This window comes from Mesorhizobium erdmanii (assembly GCF_013170725.1).
Lineage (GTDB): Bacteria > Pseudomonadota > Alphaproteobacteria > Rhizobiales > Rhizobiaceae > Mesorhizobium > Mesorhizobium erdmanii.
On record NZ_CP033361.1, the window covers coordinates 6478249 to 6495581 of the forward strand.

At 64.2% G+C, this 17333-nt stretch carries 13 protein-coding genes; 6 read left to right on the top strand and 7 right to left on the bottom strand.

The window, feature by feature from the left end; translation table 11 throughout:
• Positions 1-392: 392 nt before the first annotated feature.
• Positions 393-2426 carry a YgiQ family radical SAM protein gene (locus EB233_RS31095; protein ID WP_064990637.1) on the top strand — a complete coding sequence of 678 codons (2034 nt, stop codon included), beginning with the start codon at positions 393-395 and terminating at the stop codon, positions 2424-2426.
• A gap of 36 nt (positions 2427-2462) precedes the next feature.
• Here the strand turns inward: EB233_RS31095 and EB233_RS31100 are convergent, their stop codons facing one another.
• Positions 2463-3743, bottom strand: a complete 1281-nt coding sequence (locus tag EB233_RS31100; RefSeq protein ID WP_244277716.1) for an RsmB/NOP family class I SAM-dependent RNA methyltransferase — start codon at positions 3741-3743, stop codon at positions 2463-2465.
• Between the two features lie 290 nt (positions 3744-4033).
• Here EB233_RS31100 and EB233_RS31105 point away from each other — a divergent pair, with 290 nt between their 5' ends.
• Together EB233_RS31105 and EB233_RS31110 are read left to right on the top strand one after the other, a co-directional pair.
• On the top strand, positions 4034-4474 hold the full coding sequence (locus EB233_RS31105) for a hypothetical protein (protein WP_027055510.1): 441 nt from the start codon (positions 4034-4036) through the stop codon (positions 4472-4474).
• Between the two features lie 253 nt (positions 4475-4727).
• Positions 4728-5216: a hypothetical protein gene (locus tag EB233_RS31110; protein ID WP_064990636.1), complete on the top strand. Its 489-nt coding sequence runs from the start codon at positions 4728-4730 to the stop codon at positions 5214-5216.
• Positions 5217-5267: 51 nt separating this feature from the next.
• On the opposite strand, the gene EB233_RS31115 is transcribed toward EB233_RS31110, so the two are convergent.
• Genes EB233_RS31115 through EB233_RS31125 form a run of 3 tightly spaced genes read right to left on the bottom strand, consistent with a single transcriptional unit; the run spans position 5268 to position 9080 of the window.
• Positions 5268-6140, bottom strand: a complete 873-nt coding sequence (locus tag EB233_RS31115; protein ID WP_064990635.1) for an alpha/beta hydrolase — start codon at positions 6138-6140, stop codon at positions 5268-5270.
• A 23-nt stretch (positions 6141-6163) separates the two neighbouring features.
• Entirely contained in the window at positions 6164-8212 is a 2049-nt protein-coding gene (gene fhuB / locus EB233_RS31120; protein WP_081294175.1) for a Fe(3+)-hydroxamate ABC transporter permease FhuB, read from the bottom strand.
• Positions 8205-9080 (bottom strand): ABC transporter substrate-binding protein, encoded by an 876-nt coding sequence (locus EB233_RS31125; protein WP_064990633.1) that lies wholly within the window; start codon positions 9078-9080, stop codon positions 8205-8207. The genes fhuB and EB233_RS31125 overlap by 8 nt, the downstream gene beginning before the upstream one ends.
• A gap of 449 nt (positions 9081-9529) precedes the next feature.
• On the opposite strand from EB233_RS31125, the gene EB233_RS31130 reads away from it, so the two are divergent.
• Positions 9530-9871 (top strand): hypothetical protein, encoded by a 342-nt coding sequence (locus tag EB233_RS31130; protein WP_080511918.1) that lies wholly within the window; start codon positions 9530-9532, stop codon positions 9869-9871.
• A 51-nt stretch (positions 9872-9922) separates the two neighbouring features.
• Here EB233_RS31130 and ggt read toward each other — a convergent pair whose 3' ends face one another.
• From ggt to EB233_RS31145, 3 genes are all read right to left on the bottom strand, one after another.
• Positions 9923-11662: a gamma-glutamyltransferase gene (gene ggt, locus EB233_RS31135; protein ID WP_064990631.1), complete on the bottom strand. Its 1740-nt coding sequence runs from the start codon at positions 11660-11662 to the stop codon at positions 9923-9925.
• A 100-nt stretch (positions 11663-11762) separates the two neighbouring features.
• The gene (rhaI, locus tag EB233_RS31140; protein ID WP_064990630.1) at positions 11763-13055 is read right to left on the bottom strand and encodes an L-rhamnose catabolism isomerase; all 1293 of its coding nucleotides are present in this window, start codon (positions 13053-13055) and stop codon (positions 11763-11765) included.
• 90 nt (positions 13056-13145) lie between these two features.
• Positions 13146-15248: a bifunctional rhamnulose-1-phosphate aldolase/short-chain dehydrogenase gene (locus tag EB233_RS31145; RefSeq protein ID WP_064990629.1), complete on the bottom strand. Its 2103-nt coding sequence runs from the start codon at positions 15246-15248 to the stop codon at positions 13146-13148.
• Positions 15249-15432: 184 nt separating this feature from the next.
• Between EB233_RS31145 and EB233_RS31150 the strand changes: the two genes are divergently transcribed.
• Both EB233_RS31150 and rhaS read left to right on the top strand, forming a co-directional pair.
• The gene (locus EB233_RS31150) at positions 15433-16236 is read left to right on the top strand and encodes a DeoR/GlpR family DNA-binding transcription regulator (protein WP_013897232.1); all 804 of its coding nucleotides are present in this window, start codon (positions 15433-15435) and stop codon (positions 16234-16236) included.
• Between the two features lie 50 nt (positions 16237-16286).
• Positions 16287-17282, top strand: a complete 996-nt coding sequence (gene rhaS, locus EB233_RS31155) for a rhamnose ABC transporter substrate-binding protein (protein ID WP_027055502.1) — start codon at positions 16287-16289, stop codon at positions 17280-17282.
• The last annotated feature ends 51 nt before the right edge of the window (positions 17283-17333 follow it).

Here is a 17333-nt window from a genome sequence, read left to right on the forward strand (position 1 = left end):
TTCGCCGTTGCACTGACTAAACGAAACGGGAGGGGCGGAGTAGATCCGTCAAAAGACACCGTATGACTGCCAGCCGGTTTATACGTGCTCGAACATATTCGACTTTGCACCACATCGGTGTTACACAGGCAGCAAATCAAGGTCGGGCCCGCAATTGATTTTGCTCGGTTTTTTCTGCGTTCTGCCTTTTCCGCCTCTGGGCACCATCACCTTCAGGACAACGAGACGCATTGCGGACGTTCATTCGCCTGATGCGTAAACTCGGCTTCAAAACACTGGGTGGCATGGTCCTGTCTGGAACGAGCCCCTACGCCGTGCGAAAGAGCGATCTTTGCGGAGCCCAGATCGAGGTTCATTGAATTCGCATCGGGGCCGGCCTATACGTCGCGGCCATGGAAACCATAGCCAGCGCCCAACAGAACGTGACCCCGCTAGCCCGGGTCAAGCCCCCTACCGGACGTGCAGCACCGTTCCTGCCGATGAGCCGCGCCGAGATGACGGCGCTCGGTTGGGACGAGTGCGACATCGTGCTGGTCACCGGCGACGCCTATGTGGACCATCCGAGCTTCGGCATGGCGATCATCGGCCGTCTGCTCGAATCCCAGGGGTTCCGGGTGGGCATCATCTCGCAGCCCGACTGGCAGTCGGCGGAGCCGTTCAAGGCACTGGGCAGGCCGAGGCTGTTCTTCGGCGTCACCGGGGGCAACCTCGATTCGATGGTCAACCGCTATACCTCGGACCGCAAGCTGCGCCATGACGACGCCTATACGGCGGGTGGCGAGGGCGGCCAGCGGCCGGACCGCTGCACGATCGTCTATACGCAACGCTGCCGCGAGGCCTACAAGGACGTGCCTATCGTGCTGGGCGGCATCGAAGCCTCGCTGCGCCGCATCGCCCACTACGACTACTGGTCCGACAAGGTGCGCCGCTCGATCCTGGCCGATGCCAAGGCCGACCTTTTGATCTACGGCAATGCCGAGCGCGCTGTCGTCGAGGTGGCGAACCGGCTTGCCGCCGGCGAGACGCCACGCCAACTCGACTCCGTCAGGGGGGTCGCCCTGTTCCGCCGCGTGCCCGAGCATTTCACGGAACTGCACGCCGACGACCTCGATTCCGCCGACGAGGGTGCGACCCGCAAGCCCGGCGACACGGTGATCCGGCTGCCTTCCTTCGAGCAGGTCGAGGGCGACCGCGACGCCTATGCCCGCGCCTCGCGCGTGCTGCACCGCGAGGCCAACCCCGGCAATGCCCGCCCGCTCGTCCAGCGCCATGGCGACCGCGACCTGTGGCTCAATCCGCCGCCCATCCCGCTGACCTCCGACGAGATGGACGCCGTCTACGACCTGCCCTACGCGCGCGCGCCGCACCCCTCCTATGGCGACGCCAAGATCCCCGCCTGGGACATGATCAAGTTCTCGGTGACGGTGATGCGCGGCTGCTTCGGCGGCTGTACTTTCTGCTCGATCACCGAGCACGAAGGCCGCATCATCCAGAACCGCTCAGAGGGCTCGATCCTGCGCGAGATCGAGAAGATCCGCGACAAGACCCCGGGCTTTACCGGCGTGATCTCCGATATCGGCGGGCCGACCGCCAACATGTACCGGATGGCCTGCAAGGATCCCAAGATCGAGGCGGCCTGCCGCCTGCCGTCCTGCGTGTTCCCCGAAATCTGCCCCAACCTCAACACCTCGCATGACGACCTGATCCGGCTCTATCGCAAGGTGCGCGAGGTCAAGGGCGTCAAGAAGGTCATGGTCGCCTCGGGCGTGCGCTATGATCTGGCCGTCAAGAGCCCCGAATACGTCAAGGAACTGGTGACCCACCACGTCGGCGGCTACCTCAAGATCGCGCCCGAGCACACCGAGCGCGGGCCGCTCGACAAGATGATGAAGCCCGGCATCGGCACCTATGACCGCTTCAAGGAGATGTTCGACGCCGCGGCCAAGGAAGCCGGCAAGAAATACTATCTCATTCCGTATTTCATCGCCGCCCATCCCGGCACGACCGACGAGGACATGCTCCAGCTTGCGCTCTGGCTGAAGAAGAACCGCTATCGCGCCGACCAGGTGCAGACCTTCCTGCCTTCGCCCATGGCCACGGCGACCGCGATGTACCATACCGGCGTCAACACGCTGAAGGGTGTGCGGCGCGGCGCGACCGACAAGGTCGAGACCGTTCGTGGCGGGCGGCAACGCCGGCTGCACAAGGCATTCCTGCGCTACCACGACCCCGACAATTGGCCATTGCTGCGCGAAGCCTTGAAGGAGATGGGCCGCGCCGACCTTATCGGCCCTCGCCCCGACCAACTCATCCCCGCCCACCAGCCGCCCGGAACCGGCAAGGCCGCCGGCACCAAGCGGCCCGTGCGGCCGATCGGCCGGGGGCAGAGGTTTACCACCAAAGGCGTGCCGCTGCCGAAGAAGTGAGCCGACAGACCCGGCCTACTTCCGCTTTGTCCTTTGTCAACCCGCGCTTGGCGCAGGTGAAGCCTCTCGCTGCATGACAGCGGCGAAGAAGCCGTCGGTGTCGTTGCGCGCGGGCGTCAGCGACAGATAGTCGGGATGAGATGAGTTCGTCAGCCGCGGCGCGGCCTCGTGCAGCGGCACGACACGAAAGGCGGGATGCGCGCCAAGGAACGCGGCTACCTGCTCCTCATTCTCCTCGGACAGCATGGAGCAGGTTGCGTAGACCAGCCGTCCGCCAGGCTTTAGCAGACGCGCCGCGCTCGCCAGGATGCGGGCCTGCAACGCCACGAGATTGTCCAGACCCTGTTCCTCGCGGGCGCGCCAGCGCGCATCGGGATTGCGGCGCCAGGTGCCGGTGCCGCTGCATGGCGCGTCCACCAGCACGCGATCAAAACCGCCCTTGTGGCGCTTGATCCAGCGATCCGTTTCGCTGGCCAGAAGCCTGGTCTCGATATTGTGCAGCCCTGCCCGCCGGAAGCGCTCGGCGCCGCGCTTCAAACGACCTTCCATGACGTCGCAGGCGACGACGTGGCCCTTGTTGTTCATCTGCGCGGCGATGGCCAGCGTCTTGCCGCCGGCTCCGGCGCAGAAATCGACCACGCGGTCGCCCGGCCGGGCATCGACCAGTATGGCGACAAGCTGCGAGCCTTCATCCTGGATCTCGACCTCGCCGCTTTTCAGCATCGGCAGGCCTGCCAGGGAGAGGCGCTCATCCACCCGAATGCCGTAAGGAGCCATGGCTGACGGCCGCGCCCGCACGCCAATATCTTTCAACGCGCCAAGCATGGTCTCGCGCGTCGACTTGATCGGATTGACGCGCAGGTCGAGCGGCGCCGACGTCAGAAGCGCGGCCATCTCGTTGCCAAACGCTTCTTTGAAACGGCGCCGCAGGGGGTCGGCCGCCCAGGGCGGGCATTCAAGGCGCACCTCTTCCGGCATGCCGGGATGGTCGATCGTGCATCCCTGCAATTTGACCAGCAGCGCGTGCTCGTGATCGACCAGGACGGCAGGCGCGAATTTCGCGCCATTGAACAAGGCTTTGACCTGATCTGATGTCTTGCCTTCCTTGAGGGTAAGCCATGCGAGCAGCCGGTTGCGGGGCATATCCTCGCGCCCATGCTTGACCAGCCACCAGCCAAGCCGTGCCTGGTGCCGCAGAAGCGCGTAGAGCAACTCCAGAATTTGTCCACGTTCCTTGTCGCCGATAGTGCGTCGGGCACGGAACCAGGCCGAGACGACAGCATCCGCAGGGCGCGCAACACTATCGACTTCAGACATAAGATCGAGGGTAGCTTGCAGACAGGCGGAAGGGGTCACGGAACGATGATCAGGCTGAAAAACGACACCATAGGGGACGGACCTGCGCATGACCATTGCTCGCGCGTGCCGGCCTGCCGCCAGCGACACTACGCCGCCCATGGCGAGATCACATCCCAGCCATCGGTTGGCGCCGGCTCGCGACCCGCCAAGCGAAACGACTTTGCTCCCGTTGCCCCGTATCAGGATTCAATTTGCTTGGTGATCCTCCATCCCTAGGGCAAACTTGCGGTGGGGCTGCAGGAGGTGAAATGAGAGCACGCGCAGCTACGCTCGGGGATCTCGAGGATGTCTTTCATGGCCTGTCCAAGCGGATGTCGGACGAATACGCGGCGGCCGGCAAGGACAGCAAGATCGCCTACGACAATCTGATGATGAATTTGAAGGAAGGCCGGGCGCACGCGCTTGTCGAGGGCGAGAAGGCCGTGGCGATCATCGCCTGGCATGAGAACAGCGATGCCGCCGATACGCTGTTTGCCGCGCAGGAGGATTTCTTCCGCGCCTCGACCGTGCGTTTCTGCAAGCGGCATATAAGGCAGATCCAGGCGCTGGCCGGCAACCTTCCCGTCCATTCGCGCAGTTGGCTCCAGGGACCTGATGTCGCCCGGTGGTTCGGCGTCATCGGCTATGTCGAGCACGGCCGGGAGAGCGGCGCCAACCTGTACGAACTGCCGCCGGCTCGCCTCGGCTAAGGAACCCTGGCGGCAGTGTTCCTACCTGCCGCCAACGCCGACGGCATCTCGCCATCGTCCGGGCAAATTCATCGATGCGGGTCACCGTCTTCGGCTCCCAATCGCTTTAACGCGGCGGCCTTGCGAATTGCACGCCCAGCCGCCTTACGGGCTGCCTCAGCAAGCGGCTTGCGCAGAGCGACGATTGGCGGGATGGTGCTGGAGGGCAACCGGGGGCAAACCGGCAAGCCGAGATCGATATGGCTGCTGAAAAATGTCGCGAGCCTGCTTCGCCTTTCTTACCTTTGTTGCCTTGCTGACCCCGGTAGAGGCAAGCGAGCGTAAGTCCCATCTGCTCGACCGTTCCAACCTGCCGATCGCATACTTTCGCGAATCGGATATCGTGACCGCATACACGACCGCCATGGCGCGCTTCCGTCTGCGGTTCGCGGGGCTTGCCGGCGAAACCAATCTTGCGATCCCTCTCGAACCATCGCTGTTGCGGGCGGAATTCCGCGCACGTACATGGCGCTCGGCGGACGGCAGCTTGTTGCAAGGCTTCGCCGGCAAGGGCGGCTTCCGGTTGACTATCGGTAACTGCCTGGCGCGTATTTGCGCAGCCAGCGAATGCAGTGACGCCGGTTGGCCGATGTACGCCTGCAGCGACGGACGCAAGCGCAAGATCTCCGTCACGGACTTTGTGACGGCAAGGTTCGATGGCATCCCCTATCGTCGATTGAGCGCCCCACCTTCACAGGAATGATGGCGCAAGGCGCTTCTTGCCGAGGCAGGTGTTCAGCAAGGCCGCATTCCCTTACCGCACCGCAAACGCAGCCTGCACCGCACGATTGACCGTTACCGGCAGGATCGACATGTGGTTTTCGCCGGCGTGCAATTCGAAACTCGCGCGCATCCCCGGCAATGCGTCGAGGCGCTCGGCCATTGCCCGCGCGAATTCGTCAGTGCGGGTCAGCTTCTTCTGCAGCAGGCGTTTTTCCTCGTCTTGCGCCCCTATCTGGAACGGCGCCAGCTTCTCGGTCTCGTACTCGCCGGCCGACAGGATCACGTCGGCCTGCAGGCCATCGGGGACAGCCGTCTCGAAAGGCTCGAGAAAACGGTCGATGGCGCGGTCCTCCCAATAGATGGCGGGGCTGGCGGCGATGAAGGTGCGGAACGAAAGCGGGCGCGTGAACAGCGCGTAGAGCGCGAACAGGCCGCCGAAGGAATGGCCATAAAGCGCCTGTCGCTTCTCGTCGATCCTGGTCCGGCCGGCGACCCACGGCTTCAGCTCATCCTCGATGAAGGTCAGAAAATCTCCTGCCCCGCCGGTCCTTACCTCAGGCGTGCCGTCGTAGAAGGGCGGATAGGTCTTGCCGGGCGGCGGACCGAGGTCCCATGAGCGGCGCAGCGGGTCATAGGCGCCCTCGCCGGGATAGCCTATGGCGACGATGACGCCCCAGCCGACATTGGTGCCCAAGGGATAGAAGGCTTGTGCGCGCATGGCGTCGACCGCCGTGCCGATGACCGCATTGCCGTCGGTCATGTAGAGCACCGGCCAGCCGGCCTCCGGCGCCGGCTCGGATGGTATATGAATGAACACCCGCCAGGGATCTCCACCTCCCGCCGACGGAAGGTCATGGACGGTGGTATCGGCGATCAGGGCGGGCGTCGCCATCGACTTGGGCATGGATATCTCCAAAGGGCAAAAAGTCAGCTGCGGCGCAAGAGCCACATCAACACCGGGCCGCCGATCAGCGTGGCGACGATGCCGGCCGGGATCTGACGCGGGAAGATGGCGGTGCGGCCGATCCAGTCGGCGCAGACCATGATCAGCGCGCCGACGAGCACCGCGCCGATCGCTTGCGGCAACGCGCGCGACAGGCCGAGGCGGCGCGCAAGGTGCGGCGCCATCAGGCCGATGAAGGTCAGCGGCCCGACCACGAGCGTCGGGGCGGCGGTGAGTGCGGCAACCATGAAGAGCACCAGCAGCCGCGTTGCCCGCAGGTTCACACCAAGGCTTTGCACCGCGGCGGAGCCGAGCGGCAACATGTCCAGCCAGCGCATGAAGAGTGGCGACGCCAGGAACAGGCAAAGGGCAACCGTCGAGGTGAAGAAGGCCGAACCCGCGTCGACGCCATAGGTCGAGCCGGTGAGCCAGTTGAGCAGAAGCATGGCGCGCGGGTCGCCGGTGGCGGTGAGCACCAGGATCAGCGCGTCGAACAGCGCGGTCAGCGCGACGCCGGCCAGCAGCAGCCGTTCCGGCGCGTAGGCTGCACGGCGGCCGATTGCCAGCGTCACCAGCAAGGCGGCGAAGGCGCCGATGGTTGCGGCCACGGTCTGGACGGAGCGGCCGGCATCGGAAAGCGAAAACAGCGCCACCATCATGCCGAGCGCGGCACCGGCGCTGACGCCAAGCACTTCGGGGCTGGCCATCGGGTTGCCGGTCAGCCGCTGCATCATCAGCCCGGCCAGCGCCAGCATGGCGCCGGCGGCAAGGGCGGCACACACCCGGGGCAGCCGCCAGGACAGCAAGGGCTGCAGCTGATCGCCGGAGGCGAATGTCCAGCCATGCGGCCCGGGTGCGTAGAGCAAGGCCAATGCGAGCAGTAGAAGCAGCAGGCCGCCGATCGCTGCGAGCACGAGGCCCGAGCGACCAGCGCGTGGCAGATGCTGTGACCCGAGCGCTGGCGTTTCCAGCCCGAGCGCCAGGCGCGGCAGCAGCCAGAGCAACAGCGGTGCGCCGAGAAGCGCCGTCATCGCGCCGGTCGGCAGAAGATCGCCCTGCGGCCCGGTCGCGACCTGCGCGCCCTGGTCGGCGGCCCAAAGCAAGGCGGCGCCGATGAGCGGCGCCATCACCAATTGCTGGCCAAGCCGACGGGCGCCGCCGATGCGGGCAAGGGTCGCTGCGGCGAGGCCGACGAAGCCGATGACGCCGACGGCGGCAACGACAAAGGCGATGAGCGCGACCGCCGCCGCCAGTCCGGCGAAGCGATAGGCGCCGAGCGGAACGCCCAGGCTGCGCGCGCCTTCATCGTCGAGGCCAAGCAAGGTCAGCGGCCGCACCATCAGGCCGATCAGCAGCGCGGCGGCGCCCAGGCGCGGCAACAGCCATAGCGCCGTCGACCAGTCCTGCTGGCCGAGCGACCCGGCGCCCCAGATGAACAGGCTGGCCAGCCATTCATGCCGCATCACCACCAGGGCGGCCCCGATGGCGCCGGCATAGAGGCTGACGACAAGCCCGGCGAGCACCACCGAAAGCGGCGACAGGCCCTTGTGCCAGGACAGCGCGAAGACCGCGGCAAGGGCTGTGAACGCGCCGATGAGCGCCACCCATTCGCGGCCGTAGGCAAGCAGCGACGGCGCAAGCAGCGTCGCCAGCGCTAGCGCCAGATAGGCACCGGCCGAGACGCCGACGGTTTCCGGCGAGGCAAGCGGGTTGCGCAGGACCTGCTGCAGCACCGTCCCGGCCAGACCGAGGGCAGCGCCGCTGAGAAGGCTGACGGCAAGCCTGGGCAGGAAGGCGTAATGGACGAGCACCTGCCGCATGTCGCCGATATCGGGGCCGGCGAGTGCATCGAGCCAGAGCGCCGGCGGCAATTGCACAGACATGTTGGAGAGGGTCGCGGCAGCGGCGGCGCCAAAAAGCACGACGCAAAGCAGGATCGCGCCCAAGGGATATCGGCCTGATAGGCGAGATGACGACGCCCGAGCGGGGACAAGGCTGGTGTCGTCGGACGAGATTACTTGCTGTTCAGCCACCGGCGCGCTCCGCTGTCAGCGCCTCGGCCAGCAGCCTGGCAAAGCGGCTCGCCGACGGCAGCGTGCCGAACATCAGCACCGGGGGCAAACGCATGATCGAGCGGTTGCGCACGAAAGGCATGGCGTTCCAGACCGGGCTTTGCGTCAGCGTGCTGCCCGCTCCTTCGGGCAAGGGTTCGAGATAGGCAAGGCGCGCGTCGTCCGACGTCGCCAGCCCGTCGATGCCGACGGTCGCAAATCCCCAGTAATTGGTCTCGCCTGTCCAGGCGTTGCGGATGCCGATACGGTCGAACACCGCCTGAAACAGGCTCTTTTCCCCATAGACGCGGACATTGCGCGGATCGAGGAAGTTGACGATGTAGACCGGCCGCGCCGAAAGCGGCGCCAATTGCCGCCTGACATCCGAGAAATACGTCTCCGTCGCCGCGATCAGCGCTTCGCCTTCGCTTTCCCTGCCGACGAGGGTGGCCAGTTGCCGGGTCGCCTCGATGGCGCGCCGATAAGGCTGGCCGTCTGGCGTATAGATGCCGATCGTCGTCACCGGCGCCACGCGTTCGAGCTGCGGCTTGATGCCGTCGAGATAGGGAATAGAGAGGATGATGTCGGGACGAAGCTGCTGCAGGAATTCGAGGTTGGGTTCTAGGATCGTGCCTATATCGGCAACCTCGGGCGGCAGCGGCGGCTCGACCACCCACTTCTCCCAGACTTCGCGGTCGGCTACAGCGACCGGCGTGACGCCGAGCATGAGCAAGGTTTCCGCCAGTCCGTCGTCCAGGCAGATGATACGTAGCGGCTTTGCCTCGGCTGGTCGCGACATGATGGCAGCCAGGGGCAGCCCGAACAGCGCGAGCGCGCCGCGCCGGGTCATCCAACCGCGCGAACGATAGCCTGTCCCCGCAGGACTGGTCTGCTGGTCTGTTTCCAATTTGGCGTGCCTGTTCGCGAACTCCGGCCTCGAGCGGCCCATGCCGGTTGACTATAAAACATGACTTTCATAGTCAAGATTGAAGATGCAGCCGGAAGCCAACAATCCACCTGGCTGGGCGCTGCGACTCCCCGCCGCAGCGCTCGGCGCACGCCGGCGCCGAGTTGATCGGCGCCATCTTCTTTTCCCCGAGACCACGGTCCATATGGAATGGGATGGCGGCGTACCGTCCGAGCACGGACGCGTGTTGCATTCGAGCCAGGTGTCCGAAAAAACGGTGACAAGCGCCGCCGGAACGTGTTGAAGATGACGGCCAACGCATAGAGGGGCGTGCGATCGGGTTGCACTGGACAAGTGTTGATGGTTTGTTGCCCGTCAGCGGAGAACGAGTGATGCGAGAATCGATCGGTCAAGACGAATACGGGTCGGCGAACCCCTTCGACCCGGATGACCTGCCCAATCTGAACGCGATCGGGCCGGGAATCGGCAACAATGATTTCGAGAAATACGCGGTCGCCGTGATCATCGTCTTTGGCGCCCTGATCATCGGCGGGCTGATGGCCGCGTCGATGACTTTTGGCCATCGCAACGGGTTCCTCTTCGCGCTGGGCGGCGCAACATCGGCCTGGATTTCAGGAAATGCGCTGCTGCTCGACAGGCCGCGCATCTATGCGCTGTTCGTCGGTATCGCGGCGCTGATGCTGATCGCATCGACCATAACGCTGGTTACCTGACGGCCCCTGCGAGGCCTTGAACCGGCGCCCGTCCAGGGGGCCGTCCGGGTATCAATATCCCAGCGCCTCGCCTGAGGCCGCGCGGCTGTCGATGGCGCCGTTGTAGCGGGCGCCCCCACCCTTCTCGATCTCGCCCAAGCTGTTGCCGCCGACGAGAATGCCCGCCGCCTTGCCCCAGGTCTGGTCGCCGAGATCGAGGTGGTAGCCCATGCCGGCCAGCAGCTTTTCGGTATCGGGCGAAAGTCCGAACGGCTCGACATAGATCTTGTCCGGCAGCCATTGGTGGTGGATGCGCGGCGCGTCGATCGCCTCCTGAATGTTCATGCCGTGGTCGACGACGTTGACGATGGCCTCCAGCGTGATGGTGATGATGCGCGAACCGCCCGGGCTGCCGATGACCATGAACGGCTTGCCGTCCCTGGCGACGATGGTCGGGCTCATCGATGACAGCGGCGTTTTCTTCGGCTGGATGGCGTTGGCCTCGCCCTGGACCAGCCCGTAGAGGTTGGGCACGCCGGGTTTTTGGGTGAAATCGTCCATCTCGTTGTTGAGCAGGATGCCGGTGCCGTCGGCGACGACGCCGGCGCCGAACGAACCGTTCAGCGTGTAGGTGACCGCCACCGCGTTGCCGTCATTGTCGATGATCGAATAATGGGTGGTCTCCTTCGATTCGCCGAAACCCTTGGGCATCAAGTCTTGTGACACGCCGGCCCGGAACGGATCGATCTTGCCGCGGATGTCTTTCGCATAGTTCTTGTCGAGCAGCTTCGAGACCGGATTGTCGACGAAATCGGGATCGCCGAGGGCCGAGTTGCGGTCGACATAGGCATGCCGCATGGCCTCGACCATGACATGCACCGTCTCGGCCGAGCCGGCGCCGAGATAGGACAGCGGATATCCTTCGAGGATGTTGAGGATTTCGCAGATGATGACGCCACCGGAGCTCGGCGGCGGCGAGGAGATGATCTCGTAGCCCCGATAGGAACAGGTCACCGGCTTCAACTCACGCACGGCATACTGCTCGAAATCGGACTTGGCCAGGATGCCGCCCTTGGCGCCGCTTGCCTTGACGATGGCGTCGGCGATGGCGCCCTTGTAAAAGGCATCGGCGCCCTTCTCCGAGATCGCAGAAAGCGAGGCGGCGAGATCTGGCTGCACCAGCCGCTCGCCGATGCCATAAGGCTTGCCGTCGGGTTTGAGGAAGATGGCGGCGGCGGCGGGATCCTTCGCCAGCCGGTCGGCGTTGCCGGCAAACGAGGCGGCATCACCCTGATCGAACACAAACCCATCCTTGGCGTAGGCGATAGCCGGCGCCATCAGGTCCTGCCGCGCCAGCGTGCCGTATTTTTCGCGCGCCATCTCGAAGCCCGCCACCGAACCCGGCACGCCGACCGCGAGGTAACCGTCGAGGCTCGCACCCTTCACCGGGTTGCCATCCTTGTCGAGATACATGGTTTTCGTCGCGGCGAGCGGCGCGCGCTCGCGAAAATCGAGGAAGGTGGATTTGCCGTCCTTGAAGCGGATGGTCATGAAGCCGCCGCCGCCGATATTGCCGGCGTTGGGATAGACGACGGCGAGCGCATAGCCGACGGCGACCGCCGCATCGACGGCGTTGCCGCCCTTCTTCAGCACCTCGACGCCGACTTCCGAGGCCAGATGCTGGGCGGTGACCACCATGCCGTGCTCGCCCTTGGCGGGCGCTGGCGACGCGGCAAAGGCGATTGCCGACGGCGTGAGGGCAATTGCGAGCGAAAGAGTGACGCCAATCAGCGTCCGGCGGGTCAAGGGCATGGCGGTACTCCCGGCGTTGCGTGCGCCTAGGAAAGACCCTGCCGGCGAAGCTGTCCACCACCAATGGCGGTGGCCCAGATCAAATAGGGCGTCAGGCACATCACACGATGCCGCCGCTGCCGCCGGCAACCGCCGGGCGTTCCGCCGCAACCTTGGCGCGGTAGCCAGCTTCGCGATAGGCGGCGACGGGATCGACGGCGCCGCCGGTGTTCAGCCGCGCCATGGCCAGGATCGGCTCGACATCTGTGCGATAGGCCGCCTTCAACGTCTGCGTCGCCATCAGCGCGTCATTGCCGTCCTGGAAGCCTTCGAGCGCCTTGCGGTCGACCAGCAACGCCTGCGCATAGGCGCGCTGCACCTCGACCGCCGACAGCATCAGGCTTTCGATCGGATCGGTGACATTGTGGCTCTGGTCGAGCATGTGGGCCGGGTCGAAACCCTCGACGCCCGACAGTTCGACGTCGACCAATTCGTTGAAGACGAGGAATAGCCGGTAGGGATCGATGGAGCCCGCATCGAGGTCGTCGTCGCCATATTTGGAATCGTTGAAGTGGAAGCCACCGAGTTTTTTGAACTGGATCAACCGCGATACGATCATCTCGATGTTGACGTTGGGCGCATGGTGACCGAGGTCCACCAGGCAGAACGCCTTGTCACCCAATTCCTTGGCGATGAGGTAGTTGGTGCCCCAGTCCTGCACGACCGTCGAATAGAAGGCCGGCTCATACATCTTGTGCTCGGTGAACAGCTTCCAGTCGGCGGGCAGTCCGGCATAGACCTCCCTCATGGCTTCGAGGTAGCGCTCGAAGGCCTTCGCGAAATTGACCTGGCCGGGAAAATTCGAGCCGTCGCCGATCCACACCGTCAACGCCTTGGAGCCGAGCGTCCTGCCGATCTCGATGCATTCGAGATTGTGCTCGACCGCTTGCCGGCGGGTGCCGGCATCGGCATGCGACAGTGAGCCGAATTTGTAGGACAGCTTCTGGTCCCTGGCGTCGGAGAAGGTGTTGGAATTCATGGCGTCGAAGCCGAGGCCGAAGCGTGAGGCCGCCTGCTTCAGCCGGTTCGGATCGGCCTTGTCCCACGGAATATGTAGCGAGACGGTCGGCGTCGCCCGCGTCAACTGGCTGATGACGGCGCAATCCTCGATCTTGTCGAAGATATCGCGCGGCTCGCCTGCGCCGGGGAACCGGGCAAAGCGGGTGCCCCCGGTGCCGACGCCCCAGGACGGGATGGCCACGGCGAATTTCTCGACTTTGGCGCGGATGAAGTCGATGGCGATGCCGCGACGTTCAAGGCGTTCGCCGAGCGAGGCATAGTCGCGCTCGAGGCCGGCCTTGCGGGCGGCGTTGCTCTTTTCGATGACGTCGGCGGAGATGATCAATTCGGACAATGCACTTCCTCCCAAGACTACGTTCGGCTGGCGCCGCCCCTCATCCGCCCTTCGGGCACCTTCTGCCCGTAAAACGGAAGGGAAGCGCGCCTAGCGCGTAAAACTTTGCGCGTTGCCGGCGTCGACGTTGATGATGTTGCCGGTCGACTTGGCCGACATGTCGGAGGCAAAGAAATAGATCGCCTCGGCGATGTCTTCGGGAAACACCGAACGCTTCAGCATCGAGCGCGAGCGGTAATGCTCCTCGAGGTCGTCGGTCGACATCTTGTAGGCGGCGGCGCGCTGTTCCTTCCACTCGCCGGTCCAGATCTTCGAGCCGCGCAATACGGCATCCGGATTGACGACATTCACCCGGATCTGCGCCTCCGCGCCTTCCAGCGCCAGACAGCGCGCGAGATGGATCTCCGCCGCCTTGGCAGTGCAATAGGCGGCCGCGTTGGGCGAGGCGGCAAGGCCGTTCTTGGAGGCGACGAAGACGACGTTACCGCCGATCTTCTGCACTCGGAACAGCCGGAACGCTTCCCGCGAGACCAGGAAATAGCCGGTCGACAGTATGTCCATGTTCTTGTTCCACAGCGCCAGCGTGGTTTCCTCGATCGGCGCCGAGGAGGCGAGCCCCGCATTGGAGACCAGGATGTCGATGCCGCCGAACTCGACCGCCGTCTCGGCAAAGCCGGAGACGACCTGGTCCTCGGAGGTGACGTTGATGACCACCGGGCGGACGAAATCCTTGCCATAGGCCTTGGCCAGTTCCTCATTGGCGCTGGCCAGTGCCGCCTCGTCGATGTCGGCCAGCACCACGCAGGCGCCTTCACGCAGCAGCCGGTTGGCGGTCGCGCGGCCGATGCCGCCGGCGCCGCCGGTGACCAGCGCGATCTGGCCGGCAAGCGACTTCGGCTTCGGCATGCGCTGCAGCTTCAGGTCCTCGAGCAGCCAGTACTCGATGTCGAAGGCTTCCTGGGCCGGCAGGCCGACATAGGAGGAGACGGTCGAGGCGCCGCGCATGACATTGATGGCGTTGACATAGAACTCGCCGGAGATGCGCGCGGTCGCCTTGTCGCCGGCGAAGGTGAACATGCCGACGCCGGGCATCAGGTAGACCACCGCGTTCGGGTCGCGGATGGCGGGCGAGTCCGGATGCTTGCAGCTGTCGTAATAGGCCTGATAGCCGACACGATATTCGGCGACGTCGTCGGCGAGGCGCGCGATCACCGCATCGACATCAGGCTTGGCCGGATCGAACTCGATGACCAGCGGCCGGATCTTGGTGCGCAGGAAATGGTCCGGGCATGAGGTGCCAAGTGCGGCCAGCGGCCTCAGATCCCTGGAATTGACGAATTCGAGCACGGCGGGTGAATCGTCGAAGTGGCCGAGCTTGTGGCTCTTTTCCGAGATCAGGCCGCGAATCCTGGGCATCAGCTTCGCCGCGATGGCCCGGCGCTTGGTGGCATCGAGCGACTTGACCACTTCGCCGCCGAAGATGGCCACTCCCTCGGAGCGGCGCTCGAACCACTCGATCGCCTGATTGATCACCGAGATCGTCGTCTCGTAGCATTCCTTAGGCGTGTCGCCCCAGGTGAACAGGCCGTGGCTTTCGAGGATGACGCCTTTCGCGGTGGGGTTCTCGAGGCAGAACTTCTCCAGCCAAAGGCCAAGTTCGAAGCCCGGCCGCTTCCACGGCAGCCAGCCGATGGCGTCGCCGAAGATTTCCTTGGTCAGCGCCCTGGAATCCTTCGCCGCGGCAATGGCGATGATGGCGTCGGGATGCATGTGGTCGACGAAAGGCTTCGGCACATAGGCGTGCAGCGGCGTGTCGATCGAGGCCGCGCGCGGATTGAGGTTGAAGGTGCAGTGGGGCAGATATCCCACCATCTCGTCCTCATGTTCGACGCCGCGATAAAGGCCTTTCAGCGCGCGCAACTTGTCCATGTAGAGGGTGGCGAAACCGTCAAGCTTGATCGAGGCGCTGTCGCCACCTGAGCCCTTGACCCACAGCACCTCGACAATCTCGCCCGAGAGCGGGTCCTTCTGCCGGATCTTGGAAGAGGTGTTGCCGCCACCATAATTGGTGACGCGCTTGTCGGAACCCAGCGTGTTCGAGCGATAGACCAGAAGCTCTGGATCGCTCATCCCCTTGGCCTTCGCATCATCCCAAAGATTGGCGAGGCGCGAGCCGGAGCGCTTGTCGAGCATGGATATCCTCCCTGGGACGCAAAAAGGCGCAGTCCATTTTGGCGGGAATGTCTACGTAAGCGCCTTGCTTGTCAATCACAAACGATCAATATCGATCATATTGCACTGCACAATGAAATTATATGATCGGAAATGATTGACACTGCTCGTTTTGAGTGCCTAGATGGCCAGGCAGGGAGGAACCATGCACGAAAAAGAGCGCCACAGGATCATTCTGTCTGCCGTCCAGGAAAAGCCTGTGGTGACGGTGCAGGAAATGGTCGACCTGACGGAGTCCTCCGAGGCGACGATCCGGCGCGACATCGCTGCTCTGCATGTCCAGAAGCGCCTGCGCCGGGTGCGCGGTGGCGCCGAGGCAATCTCGCCGCCACAGTTCATCGGCCTGGCTGGCCGGCCCTTTTCCGTCAACGAAACGATCAATGCTTCGCAGAAGCGGGCGATCGCTCGCGAAGCGGTCGAATTGTGCGGGGATGGCGAGCCGATCATCATCAATGGTGGCACCACCACCTTCCAAATGGTGCATTTCCTGACCGGCCGCCGTATGCCGATCTTCACCAATTCGTTCCCGATCGCTGAGCACCTGCTCAAGCATTCCAAGAACACGGTGATGCTGTCGGGCGGCACCATCTACCGCGAGCAGAACATCATCCTTTCGCCCTTCGACAATGACGTGACGCGCAATTTCTATGCGCGCCGCATGTTCATGGGCGCGCAGGGGCTTGGGCCACTCGGGCTGATGGAAGGCGATCCGCTGCTGATCCAGGCGGAGCAAAAGCTGATCGACCAGGCCGACGAGCTGGTGGTGCTGGTCGATTCCTCGAAATTCCGCAAACGCTCCAGCCTGATCCTGTGCGGCCTGTCGCGCATCGCCACCGTCATCACCGATGACGGCATCGAGGATCGCGAGGCCAAGATGCTGGAAACCGCCGGCGTGACGCTGATCGTCGCCCGCAAGTCGGCAAAGGAAGAATCTTCACTGCAGGCCTGAGACGCGCCCGCAGCGGTGATGGAATGCAACGCAAAAAGGGAGGATATACGATGAGCTTTCTGAAGAAATTGATGGTGACGGCCGCGTTCTCGGCCGCCATGTTCGTGAATGCCGCCTATGCCGAGAACGTCAAGATCGCGCTGGTGGTGAAGTCGCTCGGCAACGGCTTCTTCGATGCCGCCAACAAGGGCGCCGAAGAGGCGGCCAAGGAACTCGGCGATGTCGACATCATCTACACCGGCCCGACCAAGGCGACCGCCGAAGCGCAGATCGAAGTGGTCAACTCGCTGATCGCCCAGAAGGTCAATGCAATCGCGATTTCGGCCAATGACGCCGACGCGCTGGTACCGGTGCTGAAGAAGGCCATGGAGCGCGGCATCACCGTCATCTCCTGGGATTCGGGCGTCGCCAAGGAAGGTCGCCAGCTTCACCTCAACCCGTCCGACACCGGCCTGATCGGCGAGACCATCATCAAGCTCGCCGCCGACTATCTGCCGGAAGGCGGCGACGTCGCCATCCTGTCGGCCTCGTCGACCGCCACCAACCAGAACGCCTGGATCGACGCGGCCAAGAAGATCCTGCCGGAGAAGTTCCCCAAGATCAAACTGGTCGCGACCGTCTATGGCGATGATGACTCCGCAAAAAGCACGGACGAGGCCAAGGGCTTGTTGAAGTCCTATCCTAACCTCAAGGCGATCATCGCGCCGACCACCGTCGGCGTCGTTGCCGCCGCCCAGGTCGTCACCGACGAGAACCTGATCGGCAAGGTCAATGTCACCGGCTTGGCGCTGCCGTCGGAGTTCAAGAAGTTCATCGACAACGGCGCCAGCCAGGCGGTTGCGCTCTGGAACCCGATCGACCTCGGCTACTCCGCCGTCTACCTCGCCCACGACCTGGCGGTGAAGAAGGAAGAGGCCAAGCCCGGCGCGACGCTGTCGATCGGCCGCGTCGGCAAGGTCACGCTCGACGACACCAACTCGGCTGCGATGGCTCCGCCCTTCCAGTTCGACAAGAGCAACATCGAGAAGTTCTCCAAGATCTATTGATCTCGGACGCTCTCAAGCTGTCGCGGCGGGGCTCACGTCCCGCCGCGACTT